Source organism: Herbiconiux moechotypicola, assembly GCF_024979255.1.
Lineage (GTDB): Bacteria > Actinomycetota > Actinomycetes > Actinomycetales > Microbacteriaceae > Herbiconiux > Herbiconiux moechotypicola.
In genome coordinates this window covers 47,948-63,158 of the sequence record NZ_JANLCN010000016.1, presented here as the reverse complement: position 1 = coordinate 63,158, position 15,211 = coordinate 47,948, and the positions used below count along the sequence as shown (strand labels likewise).

Below are 15,211 nucleotides of genomic sequence, written 5' to 3'. Positions count from 1 at the left end.
CGCCACAAGCGCTCCGTCCTCGAACGAAAGGCTGACGGCATGACCGACCAGCACACCACCGCTCCCACCGCACCCACCGTCACGGTCGGCCAGTACCTCGCCACGCGTCTCGTGCAGCTCGGCGCCGACCACGTGTTCGGGCTCCCGGGCGACTTCAACCTCAGCCTGCTCGACCAGATGGTGACGGTCGACGGCTTCACCTGGGTGGGCACGGCCAACGAGCTCAACGCCGCCTACGCCGCCGACGGCTACGCCCGCCTCACCCGCGGTATCGGCGCGCTCGTCACCACCTTCGGTGTGGGCGAGCTCTCGGCCATCAACGGGGTGGCCGGCAGCTACTCCGAAGACGTGCCCGTGGTGAAGATCACCGGCATGCCGTCGACCAGCGCCAAGGCGGCCGGCCTCCACCTGCACCACACCCTTATCGACGGCGACTACGAGCACTTCTACCGCGCCTACCGCGAGGTCACCGCCTCGGCCACCCTCCTGCGCGCGGCGTCGGCCACGCGCGACATCGACGCGGCCCTCATGACCGCGCTCCGCGAGTCGAAGCCCGTCTACCTCGGCATTTCCGCCGATGTCGCGATCGCGCCGGTGCACGCCGCCAACCTGCGCACCCCGCTCGTGCCCGCCCGCTCCGACCTCGGCGAGCTGGAGCGCTTCACCGAGGCGCTCGCCGAGGCCGTGGCCGCGCAGTCGCGGGTGACCCTTCTCGTCGGACCGCAGGTGCACCGCACCGGACTGGAACCGCTCATCCGTTCGATCGCCGACCACGACGGGGTGTACGTGGCCGCCCAGAACATGTCGAAGGCGGTGCTCGACGAGTCGCACCCGGCCTCGCTCGGCACCTACATGGGTGCCTTCACGCGCATCGACGAGGCTCGCGAGGCGGTCGACGACGCGCCCCTGCTGGTGCTCGCCGGCACGGTGATGAGCGACTTCCTCACCGGGTTCTTCACCCAGCGCTTCGACGAAGACGCGGCGATCGAACTGGGCCTGACCACCGCCCGCATCGCCGACACCACCTATTACGGGGTGCGGCTCACCGACTCGCTGGCGGCCCTGCACCGGGTGCTCGGCGACTCCCACCGCCCGGCGGTCGAACCTGTCGGCCACCCGCCCGTGCCCGAGGCGCCCGAGGTGGTGCCGGGCCGCGCACTCACCCAGGCCCACTTCTGGGCCGCCGTGCAGGAGTGGCTGCAGCCCGGCACGACGGTGGTGGCGGATGCGGGCACCTCCTTCTACGGCGCGCTCGACCTGGTGCTGCCCGACGACTCCGCCCTGCTCGGCCAGCCGGTGTGGTCGGCCATCGGCTACACCATCCCCGCCACGCTCGGCGCCTGCGTGGCCCAGCCCGACCACCGCGCCGTGCTCTTCGTCGGCGACGGCGCGGCGCAGCTCACCGTGCAGGAGCTCGCGACCATCCTGCATCGCGGCCTCACCCCGGTGGTGTTCGTGCTCAACAACGACGGGTACACGGTCGAGCGCAAGATCCAGAGCCCCGAAGCGGTCTACCAGGACATCACGCCCTGGAACTGGACCCTCGTGCCGGCGGCGTTCGGGGCGGCCGACCGGATCGTGACGGCCACGGCGCGCACCGACGACGAGCTCGCGGCCGCACTCGCCACGGCACAGGAGACCACGGGTAAGGCGGTGTTGATCGAGGTCGTGCTGCCGGCGCTCGACTCCCCGCGCCTGCTCACCGAGCTCACCCAGGCGATCTCTGCCGCTGCAGCGAAAGCGGCGTCTGTCAAGCCCTAGAATCGCATCCGGGGGACCGATTCAGGAACCCGGGGGAGCACCCGCACCCGACCGTGGGCGCACTGAAAGGTTCATCATCATCATGAGCTTCTGGGGCAATTTCTGGGACGTCATCGGCTGGTTCCTGTGGGCGTTCGTGTTCATCGCCTACCTGATGGCGCTGTTCGCGATCATCGGCGACCTGTTCCGCGATCACAAGCTGAACGGGTGGTGGAAGGCGCTGTGGATCCTGTTCCTCATCTTCGTGCCGTTCCTCACCGCGCTGGTCTACCTCATCGCGCGTGGTCGCGGCATGGCCGAGCGCCAGAACAAAGAGGTGAAGCAGGCGCAGACCGCCGCCGACGACTACATCCGCACCGTGGCGGGCTCGAGCCCGTCTGACGAGATCGCCAAGGCGAAGTCGCTGCTCGACGCGGGCACCATCACGCAGGACGAGTACGAGCTGCTCAAGGCGAAGGCGCTGGCCCACCAGGCCTGATCGCGAGGCGCACCCGGGGGTGCGGGGTCGTCCGGCTCAGCCGGCGATGACCCCGCACCCCCAGCTGTCTCCGGCACCGGATGCGCGGGTGAACTCGGTGCGGATGCCCGCGGTGTCGGGACGGCCCTCCCAGAACGTGATGCGCACCGGCGAGACCACGAAACCCGCCCAGGTGCCGGGGGCTTCGAGTGAGCCGTCAGGATGCTGCTCGCCGAAGGCCGCCCAGGTGGCGAGTCGCTCCTCGAGCGGCAGCGCCGCGAAGTCGTCGGTGTTGAGCCACGCGAGCATCTGCAGGTAGCGCGAACGCCGCCCGTAGGCCGCGGTCTGCTCCTCGGCGGAGGCGCGCGACACGTCGCCCTGCACCACGAGCTGTCGGCCGGGCCACACCATCGTCAGCGCCGCACGCGGCGTGGCCGTGACGTCGAGCACCTTGCGCGATCGCGAGTCGGTGTGGAAGTACAGGCCCTCGGGGCCGAACTCGCTCAGCAGCACCGTGCGCGCATCCGGATACCCGCTCGACGCGACGGTCGAGAGCGTCATCAGGGGGCGCGCGGGGTCGTCGTTGGCGGGCAGCCAGTCGGCGAGCAGGGCGAAGGGGTCGGGCGCCATACCGGTCGACGCGGCCTCGGCCGAAGGGCTGCGGGTGACGACGGGTGCCGCGGTGGTGTCGGCGAAGACGCCGGCGGCACCGGGACGCGGGGTGTCCGTCGCCTCGCCGCTCATCGGGCGCTCCCGTCGTGGCTGAACCGGGCGATCTCCTCGAACGCGGCCACGGCCTCCACCACGGCGGCGTCGAACAACTGCTCGCCGTAGGCCGCCGTGGCACCCGTGGGGTCGCCGAGCGTGCCGTTGGTGCCGAAGTCGTTCGAGAGCCAGCCGAAGGTCACCCGCTTCTTGAAGCCGATGTGTTCGAACTCCGCGAGGTGCTCGGGCACGCTGCGCTCGGCCAGGCCGAGGTCGACGAGCTCGGGCCGGAGGTGCATCACGAGCGAGGTCTCGGCGTGCCCGGCGTGGATGCCGAGACCGAGCTCCTCGGGTCCGTCGTGCGATCCAGCGGGGACGGTCGCGCCCATGAGGAAGGTCTCCAGCCCGAAGCGGCGGCGCAGCTCGCGGCACGCCACCTGCAGCAGGGCCACGTTGCCGCCGTGGCCGTTGAAGAAGACCAGCTTCTTCGCGGGCGTCGCGGCGATCGAGTTGCCGAGCTCCACGACCGTCTGCATGAGGGTGTCCCAGCTGATCCACATCGTGCCGGGCGCCCAGTGGTGCTCGTCGGACTTGGTATAGGCGAGGGTCGGGAGGATCCAGACGTCCTGCCCGGCGGCGGCCGCGGCGTCGACGGAGGCGTTGGCGATGCTGTCGGCGATGAGGAAGTCGGTCATGAGCGGCAGGTGCGGGCCGTGGAACTCGATCGCTCCGGTGGGCAGCACGACGACGGAGTCAGGCGAGAGCGCTGCGGCGGCGGCGGTGCCGGAGAGCTCGACGAGGCGGCGGCTCATGCCTTCTTCCCCGCGGTCGACTCAGTGCCGGGCTCGGGCAGCTTGCCCGGGTTGAGCAGGCCCGAGGGGTCGGTGGTGGCGGCGAGGTCGCGGGTGCGCTCGACGTTCCAGTCGACGAACCACTGGTGCGGGCTGTGGTAGCCCACGTCGATGGCGGTGAGGCGGTCGAACCCGGCGTACACCTCCTCGGGGCTCACGTAGGGGGCGGCGAGCATCCCGATCGGGTGGTCGCGCTGCGCCTCGATGTGCAGCATGGCGCCGGGGTAGGCCTGATGCACTTCGTCGAGACGCTCGACCAGGGCGGCACCGGACACCTCCACGTGGAAGTACGTCTGGTCGGAGGACTTCTGCAGCCACTCGATCGGGTGGTTGTAGCTGATCATCGAGATCTTGACGGTGGCCTGCGGGCCCTCGCGCACCTCCTCCACGCGGCCCCCGGCGCCCTCGACGAGCGCCGTGGCGGCCTCGATCGTGGCGGGGTCGAGGATGGCGCGCAGCGACGCGCGGTCCTTCGGGATGGCGGTGTCGGCGGGGAGGGCGTTGGCGATGGTGGGCAGGTCGGCCGAGACCAGGCGCGGGGTGGGCTCGAGCCAGCCGATCTGGCGGATGACGCTCGTGGCGTCGTCGAAGGCGGGGAAGCTGGCGTAGAAGCCCACCCACTCCTGCAGGGGCTCCAGGGCGATGGTGGCGCGCGCGATGATGCCGGCGGTGCCGTAGGTGTGCACGTAGGGCTGGGCCTCTTCGCCCTCCACGTGCACCAGGCCGGGCTCGCCGTCGGCGTAGACGACGTCGAGGGCGAGCACGTAGTCGCCGCTCATGTTGCTGCCGTGCTTGATCGAGCCGGTGCCGCCGGAGCCGCCGGAGAGGAATCCGCCGATGGAGGACTGTGCGGTCGAGGGGTACATCAGAACCTGCTGGCCCGCGTCGCGGGCGGCCTGCTCGATGGTGATCATGGGGGTGCCGGCCTCGGCGGTGAGGTAGCCCTCGCCCACCTCGACGATGGCGCGGGCCTTCGACATGTCGAGCACCAGGCCGCCCTGCATCGGGATGGCCTGGCCGTAGTTGCCGGTGCCCTTGCCGCGCGGCGTGACCGAGACGCCGTGGCGTACAGCGGCGGCGACGGTCTGGGCGATCTGCTCGGCGTCGGCGGGGAAGGCGACCAGGTCGGCGAGCCCCAGGGGGAGCTGCTCGGCGAGGATGGGCGACATCTTCGCGCCGTCGACCGACGCCTTCTCGCGGCCCCGGAGTTCGGTGGTGACACCTCGCGGTCCGAGGATTCCGGCGAGTTCCTCGGCGAGTGCGGCGATCTGGTCGGCGGTGGCGGTCATGGCGCTTCCTTTGGTACGGGTGGTACGGGGTGGTGCGGGCTGATGCGGATGGTGCGGGCTCTCGTGGAGCGAGGCACCGGCTCACGGGGAGCCGATGCCTCGCTCACGGGAATCGGACTACTGGAGGCCGATGGAGGTGTCGATGAACTCGTTGGTGTAGAGGTCTTCGGCGGTCAGACCCTCGGCCGGAGCGGTGCCCAGACCCTCGAAGATCGGAACGACCTTGTCGAAGAGCTCGGAGACGCGGGCGTCTTCGAAGTCACCGATGGTGTCGTTCGGGCCGTTGCCCACGATGCCCTCGGAGAGCATGGTCTCCACCGAGTAGTCGGCGACGCCCTGCGAGTACACCCAGCCGGTGTCGAACTGGTCGACCAGGTCGAGGATCAGCGCGTTGGTCTTGGCGGGGTCGGCGAAGTAGTCGACCTCGGCCTGCTGCAGCACGGGCACGAGAGCCGAGAGGCACTCGCTGTTGGCCTCGAGGTCACCGGTGCGGGTGACCATCGACGACATGTAGAAGGGGTAGCCCGTGTCGTTGATGAGCTCGTAGTTGACGGGCTTGCCCCAGTCGGCGACCTCGTTCTCGTAGATGTACGGCTCGGCGGAGGCGAAGCCCTGCTGCGCATCCTTGCCGCCCGCGGCCACGAAGGAGGCCGGGGTGCCGTCGTACGAGCCGTCGGCCTGAGCCTGCGGCACGATGCCGGCGGCGAGGAGGTACTCCATGTAGGCCGAGCCGCTGAAGTAGCGGATGACGGCGCCGTCGGCGACGATGTCCTGCACGGTCTCGGCGTCGGGGTAGGTGGCCGGGTCCCACATGATCATCAGCGGGCTGATGTCGAGGGGCGCGAACACGGCGGTGGTGGGCATGTCGGCCGACAGCTGGATCGACTCGTCGGTGGAGACGTAGCCGAGCAGGATGTCGTCGTCGGTGTAGAGCTGGCTCGACACGGTCTGGAAGCCGATGGCCGGGCCGCCGGAGCGGATCTCGACGTCGACGCCGGTGTACTCACCGGCCGACATCAGCGGGCCGGAGACCAGCTTGTTGTCGGCGTCGATGGTGTAGTCGTCACCGAGCATCTGGTACAGGTGACCGTGCTCGGCCTCCGGGTTCCAGTCGGTCTGGATGACCACGGTGGCCGGACAGCCGGCGGCCGCCAGGTCGACCGAGCCCACGGTGAGGTCGGCGGATGCGGTGGACTCGGTGTCGGCCGAGGTGCCACTGCTGCAGGCGGTCAGTGCGACCGCGGTCGTGGCGACCAGTCCGGCTGCGAGGACGAGCCGGCTTCGGGTGCTGCGCATGTCATCTCCTTGAGATCTGTGATGCAGGAAGGGTGGTGCGGGGTGATGCGGGATGGAACTGCTGTGGGCGGTTCCGGACGACCGTCAGCTGGCGCTGAAGTCGTACCACTTTCCGACGACTCGCTTGCCGAGCCAGCCGAAGAAGATGAAGATCACGACGCCGAACAGCGACGCGGTGATGATGGCGGCGAACAGCTCCGCCGACTGCACCCGGGACTGGTAGTTCGAGATGAGCGAACCCAGGCCCGGCTCTCCACGACGGAAGAAGTAGTCGCCGACGATCGCGCCGACCACCGCGAGTCCGGCCGAGATGCGCATGCCGGCGAAGATCGCGGGGAGCGCGGCGGGGAACTCGAGCTTGCTGAGCACGGTCCAGCGGCCGGCCTTCTGCAGCTGGAACAGCTCGCGCTGGCCCTTGTCGACCGACTGGAGGCCGAACAGCGTGTTCGACACCATCGGGAACAGCGCGATCATCACGCACACGATCACACGGGCCGGGTAGTCGAAGCCGAACCAGAAGCCGATCAGCGGCACGAGCGCGAGGATCGGGATGCACTGGAGGATGACGGCGTAGGGGAAGGTCGAGCGCTCGATCCAGCGGGCCTGCGACATGGCGACCGCCCAGGCGACACCGATGACGATCGCGATGGCGAGACCGACCAGCGCGACGATCGCCGTGCGGCCGAGGGCCACCATGATGTCGCCGAACACGTCGGGCTGGAAGAAGGCCTCGGTGAACACCTCGTGGGGCGGGGGCAGCAGGAAGCGGCGCTGCGCGTCGAGCACGACGTAGGAGACGAAGTACCAGATGGCGATGATGCCGAGGGCGACCAGGATGGGCGGAACCCAGGTGGCCGACTTCTTGCGGGTCGACTTGACCGTCGCGGGCCGCATCAGGGTGCGGTTCTTCGGGGGAGCGGGAGGCGTGGTGGTCATCAGTGGTGTCCCTCTCGGAGAGCGTGGGAGACCTGGCCGCAGAGCTCGGCGAACTCGGCGGTGAAGCGGATCTCGGGGTCACGGGGGAAGGAGAAGTCGACCGGGAAGGTGTCGACGATCTTGCCGGGGCGACCCGACATGACGACGACCTTGGTCGAGAGGTAGACGGCCTCGGAGACCGAGTGCGTGATGAAGAGGCCGGCGAACTGCTGCTCGGTGAAGAGCTTGATGAGCTCGTCGTTGAGACGCTCGCGGGTGATCTCGTCGAGCGCGCCGAACGGCTCGTCGAAGAGGAACAGCTCGGGGTCGAGGGTGAGGCTCCGTGCAAGGCTCGTGCGCATCTTCATACCGCCCGAGAGGGTCTTCGGCAGGTGCTTCTCGAAGCCGGAGAGGCCGACGAGGTCGATCGCCTCCTTCGCCGTCTTCTTGCGGGTGGCCTTCGGGATGCCGTTGAGCTCCGCGAGCAGCTCGACGTTCGACTGCACGTCGCGCCAGGGCAGCAGCGTGGCGTCTTGGAAGACGTAACCGATGCGGCTGGTGTCGACCTGGGTCACGCCCTCGGAGGCGGGGGTCAGGCCGGAGGCGATGCGCAGCAGCGTCGACTTGCCGCAGCCCGAGGGGCCGACGACGGTCACGAACTCACCGCGGTTGACGGTCAGGTTGACTCCCGAGAGCGCCGTCGTGCCGTTCGGGAACGTCATCGCGACATCCTCGAAGTGCAGCAGCTGATCGGTCTTCGTAGAAGGAGCGACAGGGCTGGTGGCGATGGACATGGAGCTTCTCACCTCGTTTCGAAAAGGGGCTCGGTGGTGGACAGGTTTCCGGATGCGGCGGCCGGTGCGATCCACCGGGTCACCTCGCTCTGCGCGACCAGCCGCCCGCCGTGGATGACGTAGCGGTCGGCCGGCGCGTTCGCGATCACGTCGGACAGGTTCGAGCCGCGGACGGCCAGCAGTTCGGCCTTGGCGCCGACGGCGACCCCGGCCGGTGGAAGACTCATCACACGGCGCGCCCCGTCGCTGACAGCAGTGTAAGCCTCGTCGAGGGTGAGGTGCCCCGCGGTCACGAGCAGCGACGCCGTCTCGAGGGCGTCGCTGCGGCCCACGGGGTTGAACGGGTCGCGCACGTTGTCGGCGCCCGCGCCGAGCTTCGCGCCCGCGTCGAGCAGCGCCCGCACCGCGGTGAGCCCGCGCGGCGTCGACACCGGGTGCTCCCAGCCCTGCAGGTAGAGGTTGGTGATGGGGAGCGTGACGATTCCCACGCCCGCGGCCACGACGGCGTCGACGATCTCGTCGAGCTCGGCCCGCTCGAGGGTGCCGAGCCGCACGCAGTGGCCGGCGGTGACAGGCTGGCTCTCAGGCCAGTCGCGCACGATCTCGGCGAGGAGGCCGAGGGTGATCGCGCCTCCGAGGCTCTCGTCGGTGTGCAGGTCGGCACCGATGCCGCGCTCGGCGGCCACCGCGAGCAGGCGCCGCAGGTCGGCCTCGGGGTCGTCGGCCATGTGCGGGGCGCCGCCCACCAGGTCGACGCCGAGGTCGATCGCCTCGAGCAGGTGCTCGGTGGGGGAGTGCGGGCCGTTGAGGGCCGTGAGCTCGATGTCGACCAGCCCGCGCAGCTCGTCGCGCACCGCGACCAGGGCGCGCACCCCGCGCATCGGGTCGCCGCCGTGCAGCACGTCGACGTGGCACCGGATGCTCGTGGTGCCGTTCGCGAGCATGGCCAGCGCCTGGCGCCGGGCGCGGTCGGCGATGTCGTCGGTGGTCGTGATGGCCGAGTAGGCCTTCCACGACTCCACCGCGAGGTCGAGGTCTCCCATGGGCGGGTTGATGACGTCCCACGAGAGCGCCTTGTCGAGGTGCGCGTGGGGCTCGGCGGGAGCGGTGAGCAGCAGGAAGCCGTCGAGGTTGATCGTCGATTCGGGCGCTGCCGTGAAGTCGGTTCTGGCCCCGTCGGCCGCCGCGGGCGAGACCGAGACGACGGTGTCGCCCGCGATCTCGACGTCGACGCGGGAGCCGTCCGGAAGCGTCGCATCCGTGAGCCTCGTGATCGGGCGGGGGAGAGCGTTCATGCTGCGGATCTCCCTGCTTCTTGGCATGCTCGGATGTTGATGGGCTCAACATGGGCCACGCTACGGACGGCTCGTTTCGGGCGCGTAACGCAAACATTTCCCTCTGTAAATTTCACCTCGTCGCGATTTCGCACCTGACGTCTGCTGTGGTTACTGTCGGTGTGGATTCCGAGCCGGACCATGATCGAGAGGGGTGCGCCATCACGTCGGGAAGCGTCGCCATCGATGAGCAGACCGTGCGCCTCGGCGCGCGCATCCGCTCGTTCCGTCAGGCGCGCGGACTCACCCTGGTGGAGCTGGCGGGCATGGCCGGACTCTCGCATCCCTTCCTCAGCCAGCTCGAACGCGGGCAGGCGAGACCCTCGATGGTGTCGCTCGAACGTATCGCGCGGGCCCTCGGCTCGAGCCAGATCGAGCTGATCGCCGCGGCGACCGACGACCTGGTGCCCGGCCATGGCACGGCGCGCGTGTCGCTCGTGCGGCAGATGGAGGGTCCTCAGGGGCCGTTCGGCGGCGGTGAGGCGCGCATCCTGGTGCGGGGCGAGGTGAGCTTCGTGCCGATGGAGTTCCGGGGAACGAACCGGTCGCTCGGGGAGTTCTACCGCCACGACGAAGACGAGTTCCTGCACGTCGTGAGCGGGTCGGTGCTGGTCGACCTCGCCGACGAGGGGCAGTACGAGCTGGAGTCGGGGGACTCGGTGCACTACGCGGGCGGCACGCTGCACCGCTGGTGCTCGCGGGGCGAGGGGGAGTACCACCTGTTCATCGTGAAAGAGCGGAGACCCTCGTCATGACCGGCGTGACCCTCACCGAGATCGATGCGATCGTGACCGAGGCGAGGGTGGTGGCGACCGATGTCGTGCTGCTCACCCTGCGGGCCCGCGACGAGTCGCCGCTGCCCGCGTGGACGCCCGGTGCGCACCTCGACGTGGTGGTGCAGCCCGGGGTCGAGCGGCAGTACTCGCTCTGCGGCGACCCGGCGGATCGCACCCGGTACCAGATCGCGGTGCTGCGCGAGCCCGACGGGCGAGGCGGCTCCGAGCACCTGCACGCCCACGTCGTGGAGGGCAGCGAGCTGCGCGTGCGGGGCCCGCTCAACCATTTCGAGCTGTCGTTGCCGCCCGCTTCGACGCCGCTGCTGCCGCACTACGTGTTCGTGGCCGGCGGCATCGGCATCACGCCGATCCTGCCGATGGTGCGCGCGGTCGCCGCGGCCGGGGTGCCCTGGGAGCTGCACTACGCCGGGCGCTCGCTCGAGAAGATGCCGTTCGTCGACGAGCTCGTGGCCGAGTACGGCGACCGGGTCACGGTCTACAGCTCCGACGACGGCCGCCGTGTCGATCTGTCGTCGATCTCGGGAGGTTCGGTGTCGAAGCCGGTGGCGGTGTACTGCTGCGGTCCGGCGCGCATGCTCACCGAGCTCGAGGCGGTGTCGTCGGCGGCGGCCTGGCCGAGCGGCACGCTGCACCTCGAGCGCTTCGAGGCGCGCGAGATGGCCGAGCCCGTGCGGCACGAGGCGTTCGAGGTGGAACTCGAGATCTCAGGGCTCACGCTCGAGGTGCCGCCCGACCGGTCGATCCTCGACGTGGTGGAGGACGCCGGGGTGCTCGTGCTCTCCTCCTGCCGGGAGGGCACCTGCGGCACCTGCGAGACCCCCGTGGTCTCGGGCGAGGTCGACCACCGCGACTCCGTGCTCACCCCCGACGAGCAGGAGGCCAACGAGGTCATGATGATCTGCGTCTCCCGCGCCGCCTGCCCCCGCCTCGTGCTCGAACTCTGACCCCGCGGCGCCCCGCGCTCGCGCATCCCGCCCACCCTCACCCCACCCCACTTCATCGAGTGGGCGCAATCGGTCGCCACCAGCGCGGCGAAGCGACTGATTGCGCCTACTCGAGGGAGAGGGAGGGGGGATGCGCGGGTGGGTCAGGAGGCGCGGCGGGCGGTGAGGAGGGCGTCGAGTTCGGAGGCGACGGCGCGCTGGTCGGCGGCGACGAGCTCGTAGTCGCGCACGACCACGCGGCCCGCGACGACGACGTGCTTGGGGCGGCGGCCGGGGTTGGCCCAGAGCAGGCCGGCCACAGGGTCGGCGACGCCGGCGTCTGCGGCACCGGTCACGTCCCACACGCAGAGGTCGGCCGCGGCGCCGGGGCGCAGGTGGCCGAGCTCTGTGCGGCCGAGGCCGAGCGCCGACCCTTCGCTCGCCATCGACAGGATGCTGCGGGCATCGATCGGAGGGCCGGCCAGCGGGGCGACCTGCATCGCCAGGCGCGCGTCCGCCAGCAGGTGCCCGGCGTCGTTGCTGCCGCCGCCGCTCGTGCCCAGGCCCACCGGGATGCCCGCGGCACGCAGCGCGGCGACCGGGGCGATGCCCCAGCCCATCGGCAGGTCGCACCCGGGCGCGTGGGTGGCGGTCACGCCGCGCGCCGCGAGGAGCGCGATCTCGTCGTCGGTGACGGCGCAGAGGTGGGCGAGGGTGACGTCGGAGGCGAGCCAGCCCCACTCCTCGAGCAGCTCGATCGGACGCTTGCCGTACTTCTCGAGCGCGATCGCCACGTCGACCTGCTCATTGGCCTGGGTGCGGCGGCGGAGTCCGCGACGGGCCGCGACCTCGCCCAGCAGGCGGAAGGTCTGCTCGCTGTCGCTGTGCACGCCCGCCGGGCCGACCGCGAGCTGCAGCAGGCCGTCGGCGCTGATGCCGCCGGGCGCATCCGGAACCAGCGCCTGGGCGATGGCCTCGGCCGAGGCCGCGGCCTCTTCGGGGTCGTCGCGGGCCGAACCGCGCACGAAGGCGAGGCGGCCGCCGAGCTCGCGGGCCGCCGTGGCGGTCGCGGTCGCGATGCCGACGGTGTCTGAGCCCGAGGGCCAGGTGAGGTGGTGGTCGGCAACGGTGGTGACGCCGCTGAGCAGGCCCTCCGCTACGCCGACGAGGGCGGCCGCGCGGGCGAGCTCGGGGTTTATGCCGATCGCGGCATATTCGGCGGCCATGGTGGGCAGCCACACGTGCATGGGCACGCCGCGGGTGCCGGGAAGGGTGCGGAACGCGCTCTGCAGCAGGTGGTGGTGGGCGTTGACGAGCCCGGGGGTGACGACGCAGCCGGAGGCGTCGAGGCGGTCGACGGGAGTGCTCGCACCGCTCTCCGCCGCCTGGGCGGAGGCGGCCTGCTCGGGGGTGAGAACGACGTCGGAGACGGCGAGATCGGCGTCGCTCGCCTCGGTGGTGGAGTCGATGACCAGGTGGGCGGCGTCGTGGATCAGGAGCATGGTGCAGTTCTAACACTTTCATGTGTCAGGCTGATGACGCAGACGTTCGACGGAGGGAGGGGCCGGTGCTCGAGCTCGCCGCGCCACTGCTGACGACTCTCGCCGACGGTCGCAGGCTCGCTGTGGCCACGGTGATCGAGGTCGACGGCAGCGCCCCGCGCGCCCTCGGCACCTCGATGGCGGTCGACTCGGCCGGGAGCGTGATCGGCAGCATCTCGGGCGGGTGCGTCGAGGGTGCGGTCTACGACGCCTGCACCCGGGTGCTCGAGAGCGGCGACGCCGAGGTGTGCTCGTTCGGGTTCAGCGACGACGACGCCTTCGCGGTCGGGCTCGCCTGCGGCGGCCGCATCACCGTGTTCGTGCAGGAGCTGGGGCTGCCGGGAGAGCGGGGCGAGCTGTCGTCAGAGGTGCGGGACGCGCTCGAGCGCGCGGCGGCACGGCGCGCGGCCGGCCTGGCGCTGGTGCTCGACGACGACGATTCGGTGCGCATGCTGACCCCGCACGAGTTCGCGGTGACCGACGGGCCCGCTTTGCACGACGTGGCGGTCGCGCTCGACGGCGCGCTCGCATCCGGTCGCCCGCAACGGCGCGAGCTCTCCTGCGACGGCGCCCTGCGCACCGTGGTGCTGCTCGTGAGCGCTCCGCCGCCCCGGCTCATCCTCTTCGGCGCGGTCGACTTCTCGGTGGCGCTGTCGGCGGCCGCCCAGCTGCTCGGCTACCGGGTGACCGTGTGCGACGCGCGGCCGGTGTTCGCCACGGCCGAGCGTTTTCCAGGTGCCGAGGTGGTGAACCGCTGGCCCGCCGACTACCTCGCCGAGACCGAGGTCGACGAGCGCACGGTGGTGTGCATCCTCACCCACGACGACAAGTTCGACGTGCCGCTCATCGAGACCGCGCTCGCGCTGCCGGTGGCCTACGTGGGCGCGATGGGATCGCGGCGCACGCATGATCGTCGGGTGGCGGCGCTGCGGGAGCGGGGACTGGGTGACGACGCCCTGGCATCGTTGCACTCGCCCATCGGGCTCGACCTCGGGGCCTCGTCGCCCGAGGAGACGGCGGTGTCGATCCTCGCCGAGGTGCTCGCGACCCGCACGGCGTCGTCGGGCCGCCCCCTCCGCTCCGTCGAAGGACCCATCCACCGCCTCGCCGCCGCACCGGCCGGCCGACCCACCCGGAGCATCCCGTGACCCCTGTCGTCCGCACCGTGATCGAGAACGCCTACGTCGCCACCGTCGACCCCGCCGGCACCGAGCATCCGACGGGACACGTGGTCGTGGAGGGGACGGACATCGTGGCCGTCGGTGCCGGACCTGCACCTGCCGCGCTGCGCGACGACGACGACGGCGGCGGACGCGTCGCGATCGAACGCGTCGACGGCACGGGCCACCTGCTGACGCCGGGGCTCATCAACACCCACCACCACCTCTACCAGTGGCTCACCCGCGGCATCGCGCAAGACGCCATCCTGTTCGACTGGCTCACCGCGCTCTACCCCACCTGGTCGCGTATCACCGCCGACACGGTCGGGCCCGGCGCGCTCGGTGCGATGGCCGTAGGGGCGCTCTCGGGCTGCACCACCATGGGCGACCACCACTACGTGTTCCCGCGCGGTGGGGGCGACATCCTGGGCTCGATCGTCGACGCGGCCTCCACGCTGGGGCTCCGTCTGCACGCCACACGCGGCTCGATGGACCTCGGAGCCTCGCAGGGCGGCCTGCCGCCCGACTTCGCCGTCGAGACCACGGCCGAGGCGCTGCAGGCGAGCGCGGATGCGGTGGCCCGCTTTCACGACCCCTCGCGCGAGGCGATGGTGAAGATCGCGATCGCGCCGTGCTCCCCGTTCTCGGTGACGGATGAGCTGCTGCGCGAGTCGGCGGTGCTCGCCCGCTCGCTCGACGGCGCCGTGCGACTGCACACCCACGGCTCGGAGACCGTCGAAGAAGACGCCTACTGCCTGGAGAAGTTCGGCCGCACCCCCACCCAGTACCTCGAAGACCAGGGGTGGCTGGGAGACGACGTGTGGATGGCGCACTGTGTGCACCTCGACGATGACGCGATCGCGCGGTTCGCGGCGACCGGCACGGGCGTCGCGCACTGCCCGGCGTCGAACGCGCGACTCGCGGCCGGCATCGCACCGGTGCCGCAGCTGCTCGCGGCGGGGGTGCCGGTGGGGCTCGGGGTGGACGGCTCGGCGTCGAACGAGTCGGGTGAGCTGGGCACCGAGATCCGCATGTCGGTGCTGGTCAACAGGCTGCGCGGTGGGGCGGGGGCGATGAGCGGGCGGGATGCGCTCTACGTCGCCACGCGCGGGGGTGCCCGGGTGTTGGGGCGCGAGGCCGAGCTCGGATCGATCGAGGTGGGCAAGCTGGCTGACCTGGCGCTCTGGCGGGTCGACGGCGTCGCGCACGCCGGGATCGCCGACCCGGTCGCCGCGCTCACGCTGGGTGCGCAGCCGCCGCTGTCGCTGCTGCTGGTGAGCGGTTCGCCGGTGGTGCGGGAGGGGCGGCTGGTGCGGGCCGACGAGCGCGAGGTCGCGCGCGGGGTGGAGCGGGCGGTCGCGACGCTGCTCGGCTGAGGCGCAGGATGC

General features: G+C 71.0%; 14 protein-coding genes. 6 read left to right on the top strand and 8 right to left on the bottom strand.

Annotated features, from left to right (window positions below; genetic code table 11):
* Window positions 1-39: 39 nt before the first annotated feature.
* Window positions 40-1,761 carry an alpha-keto acid decarboxylase family protein gene (locus N1031_RS19350; RefSeq protein ID WP_259481575.1) on the top strand — a complete coding sequence of 574 codons (1,722 nt, stop codon included), beginning with the start codon at window positions 40-42 and terminating at the stop codon, window positions 1,759-1,761.
* An 82-nt stretch (window positions 1,762-1,843) separates the two neighbouring features.
* Window positions 1,844-2,239, top strand: a complete 396-nt coding sequence (locus N1031_RS19345; RefSeq protein ID WP_259481574.1) for an SHOCT domain-containing protein — start codon at window positions 1,844-1,846, stop codon at window positions 2,237-2,239.
* Between the two features lie 36 nt (window positions 2,240-2,275).
* Here the strand turns inward: N1031_RS19345 and N1031_RS19340 are convergent, their stop codons facing one another.
* From N1031_RS19340 to N1031_RS19310, 7 genes are all read right to left on the bottom strand, one after another.
* On the bottom strand, window positions 2,276-2,962 hold the full coding sequence (locus tag N1031_RS19340) for a pyridoxine/pyridoxamine 5'-phosphate oxidase (protein WP_259481573.1): 687 nt from the start codon (window positions 2,960-2,962) through the stop codon (window positions 2,276-2,278).
* Entirely contained in the window at window positions 2,959-3,735 is a 777-nt protein-coding gene (locus N1031_RS19335; protein ID WP_259481572.1) for a creatininase family protein, read from the bottom strand. Before N1031_RS19335 ends, N1031_RS19340 begins: the two co-directional genes overlap by 4 nt.
* The gene (locus N1031_RS19330; RefSeq protein ID WP_259481571.1) at window positions 3,732-5,063 is read right to left on the bottom strand and encodes an FAD-binding oxidoreductase; all 1,332 of its coding nucleotides are present in this window, start codon (window positions 5,061-5,063) and stop codon (window positions 3,732-3,734) included. Before N1031_RS19330 ends, N1031_RS19335 begins: the two co-directional genes overlap by 4 nt.
* A gap of 117 nt (window positions 5,064-5,180) precedes the next feature.
* Window positions 5,181-6,359: a substrate-binding domain-containing protein gene (locus N1031_RS19325; RefSeq protein ID WP_259481570.1), complete on the bottom strand. Its 1,179-nt coding sequence runs from the start codon at window positions 6,357-6,359 to the stop codon at window positions 5,181-5,183.
* 84 nt (window positions 6,360-6,443) lie between these two features.
* Entirely contained in the window at window positions 6,444-7,295 is an 852-nt protein-coding gene (locus N1031_RS19320; protein WP_259481569.1) for an ABC transporter permease, read from the bottom strand.
* A complete protein-coding gene (locus tag N1031_RS19315) occupies window positions 7,295-8,068 on the bottom strand; it encodes an ABC transporter ATP-binding protein (protein ID WP_259481568.1) in 774 nt (257 codons plus the stop codon). Before N1031_RS19315 ends, N1031_RS19320 begins: the two co-directional genes overlap by 1 nt.
* 8 nt (window positions 8,069-8,076) lie before the next feature.
* Entirely contained in the window at window positions 8,077-9,363 is a 1,287-nt protein-coding gene (locus N1031_RS19310) for an amidohydrolase family protein (RefSeq protein ID WP_259481567.1), read from the bottom strand.
* Between the two features lie 161 nt (window positions 9,364-9,524).
* Here N1031_RS19310 and N1031_RS19305 point away from each other — a divergent pair, with 161 nt between their 5' ends.
* Both N1031_RS19305 and N1031_RS19300 read left to right on the top strand, forming a co-directional pair.
* Window positions 9,525-10,157, top strand: coding sequence for a helix-turn-helix domain-containing protein (locus tag N1031_RS19305; RefSeq protein ID WP_259481566.1), 633 nt, complete (start codon window positions 9,525-9,527; stop codon window positions 10,155-10,157).
* A complete protein-coding gene (locus N1031_RS19300) occupies window positions 10,154-11,143 on the top strand; it encodes a PDR/VanB family oxidoreductase (RefSeq protein ID WP_259481565.1) in 990 nt (329 codons plus the stop codon). The genes N1031_RS19305 and N1031_RS19300 overlap by 4 nt, the downstream gene beginning before the upstream one ends.
* A gap of 143 nt (window positions 11,144-11,286) precedes the next feature.
* Here N1031_RS19300 and N1031_RS19295 read toward each other — a convergent pair whose 3' ends face one another.
* Window positions 11,287-12,624, bottom strand: coding sequence for an amidohydrolase family protein (locus tag N1031_RS19295; RefSeq protein WP_259481564.1), 1,338 nt, complete (start codon window positions 12,622-12,624; stop codon window positions 11,287-11,289).
* A gap of 65 nt (window positions 12,625-12,689) precedes the next feature.
* Between N1031_RS19295 and N1031_RS19290 the strand changes: the two genes are divergently transcribed.
* Both N1031_RS19290 and N1031_RS19285 read left to right on the top strand, forming a co-directional pair.
* A complete protein-coding gene (locus N1031_RS19290; RefSeq protein WP_259481563.1) occupies window positions 12,690-13,811 on the top strand; it encodes an XdhC family protein in 1,122 nt (373 codons plus the stop codon).
* Window positions 13,808-15,199, top strand: a complete 1,392-nt coding sequence (locus N1031_RS19285) for an 8-oxoguanine deaminase (RefSeq protein WP_259481562.1) — start codon at window positions 13,808-13,810, stop codon at window positions 15,197-15,199. The genes N1031_RS19290 and N1031_RS19285 overlap by 4 nt, the downstream gene beginning before the upstream one ends.
* The last annotated feature ends 12 nt before the right edge of the window (window positions 15,200-15,211 follow it).

Bases quoted from the DNA above. Each gene is read 5' to 3' on its own strand.
- N1031_RS19300 (WP_259481565.1), top strand. From the start codon at position 10,154: ATGACCGGCGTGACCCTCACCGAGATCGATGCGATCGTGACCGAGGCG.
- N1031_RS19325 (WP_259481570.1), bottom strand. From the start codon at position 6,359: ATGCGCAGCACCCGAAGCCGGCTCGTCCTCGCAGCCGGACTGGTCGCC.
- N1031_RS19350 (WP_259481575.1), top strand. From the start codon at position 40: ATGACCGACCAGCACACCACCGCTCCCACCGCACCCACCGTCACGGTC.
- N1031_RS19295 (WP_259481564.1), bottom strand. From the start codon at position 12,624: ATGCTCCTGATCCACGACGCCGCCCACCTGGTCATCGACTCCACCACC.
- N1031_RS19340 (WP_259481573.1), bottom strand. From the start codon at position 2,962: ATGAGCGGCGAGGCGACGGACACCCCGCGTCCCGGTGCCGCCGGCGTC.
- N1031_RS19330 (WP_259481571.1), bottom strand. From the start codon at position 5,063: ATGACCGCCACCGCCGACCAGATCGCCGCACTCGCCGAGGAACTCGCC.
- N1031_RS19335 (WP_259481572.1), bottom strand. From the start codon at position 3,735: ATGAGCCGCCGCCTCGTCGAGCTCTCCGGCACCGCCGCCGCCGCAGCG.
- N1031_RS19310 (WP_259481567.1), bottom strand. From the start codon at position 9,363: ATGAACGCTCTCCCCCGCCCGATCACGAGGCTCACGGATGCGACGCTT.
- N1031_RS19315 (WP_259481568.1), bottom strand. From the start codon at position 8,068: ATGTCCATCGCCACCAGCCCTGTCGCTCCTTCTACGAAGACCGATCAG.
- N1031_RS19345 (WP_259481574.1), top strand. From the start codon at position 1,844: ATGAGCTTCTGGGGCAATTTCTGGGACGTCATCGGCTGGTTCCTGTGG.
- N1031_RS19320 (WP_259481569.1), bottom strand. From the start codon at position 7,295: ATGACCACCACGCCTCCCGCTCCCCCGAAGAACCGCACCCTGATGCGG.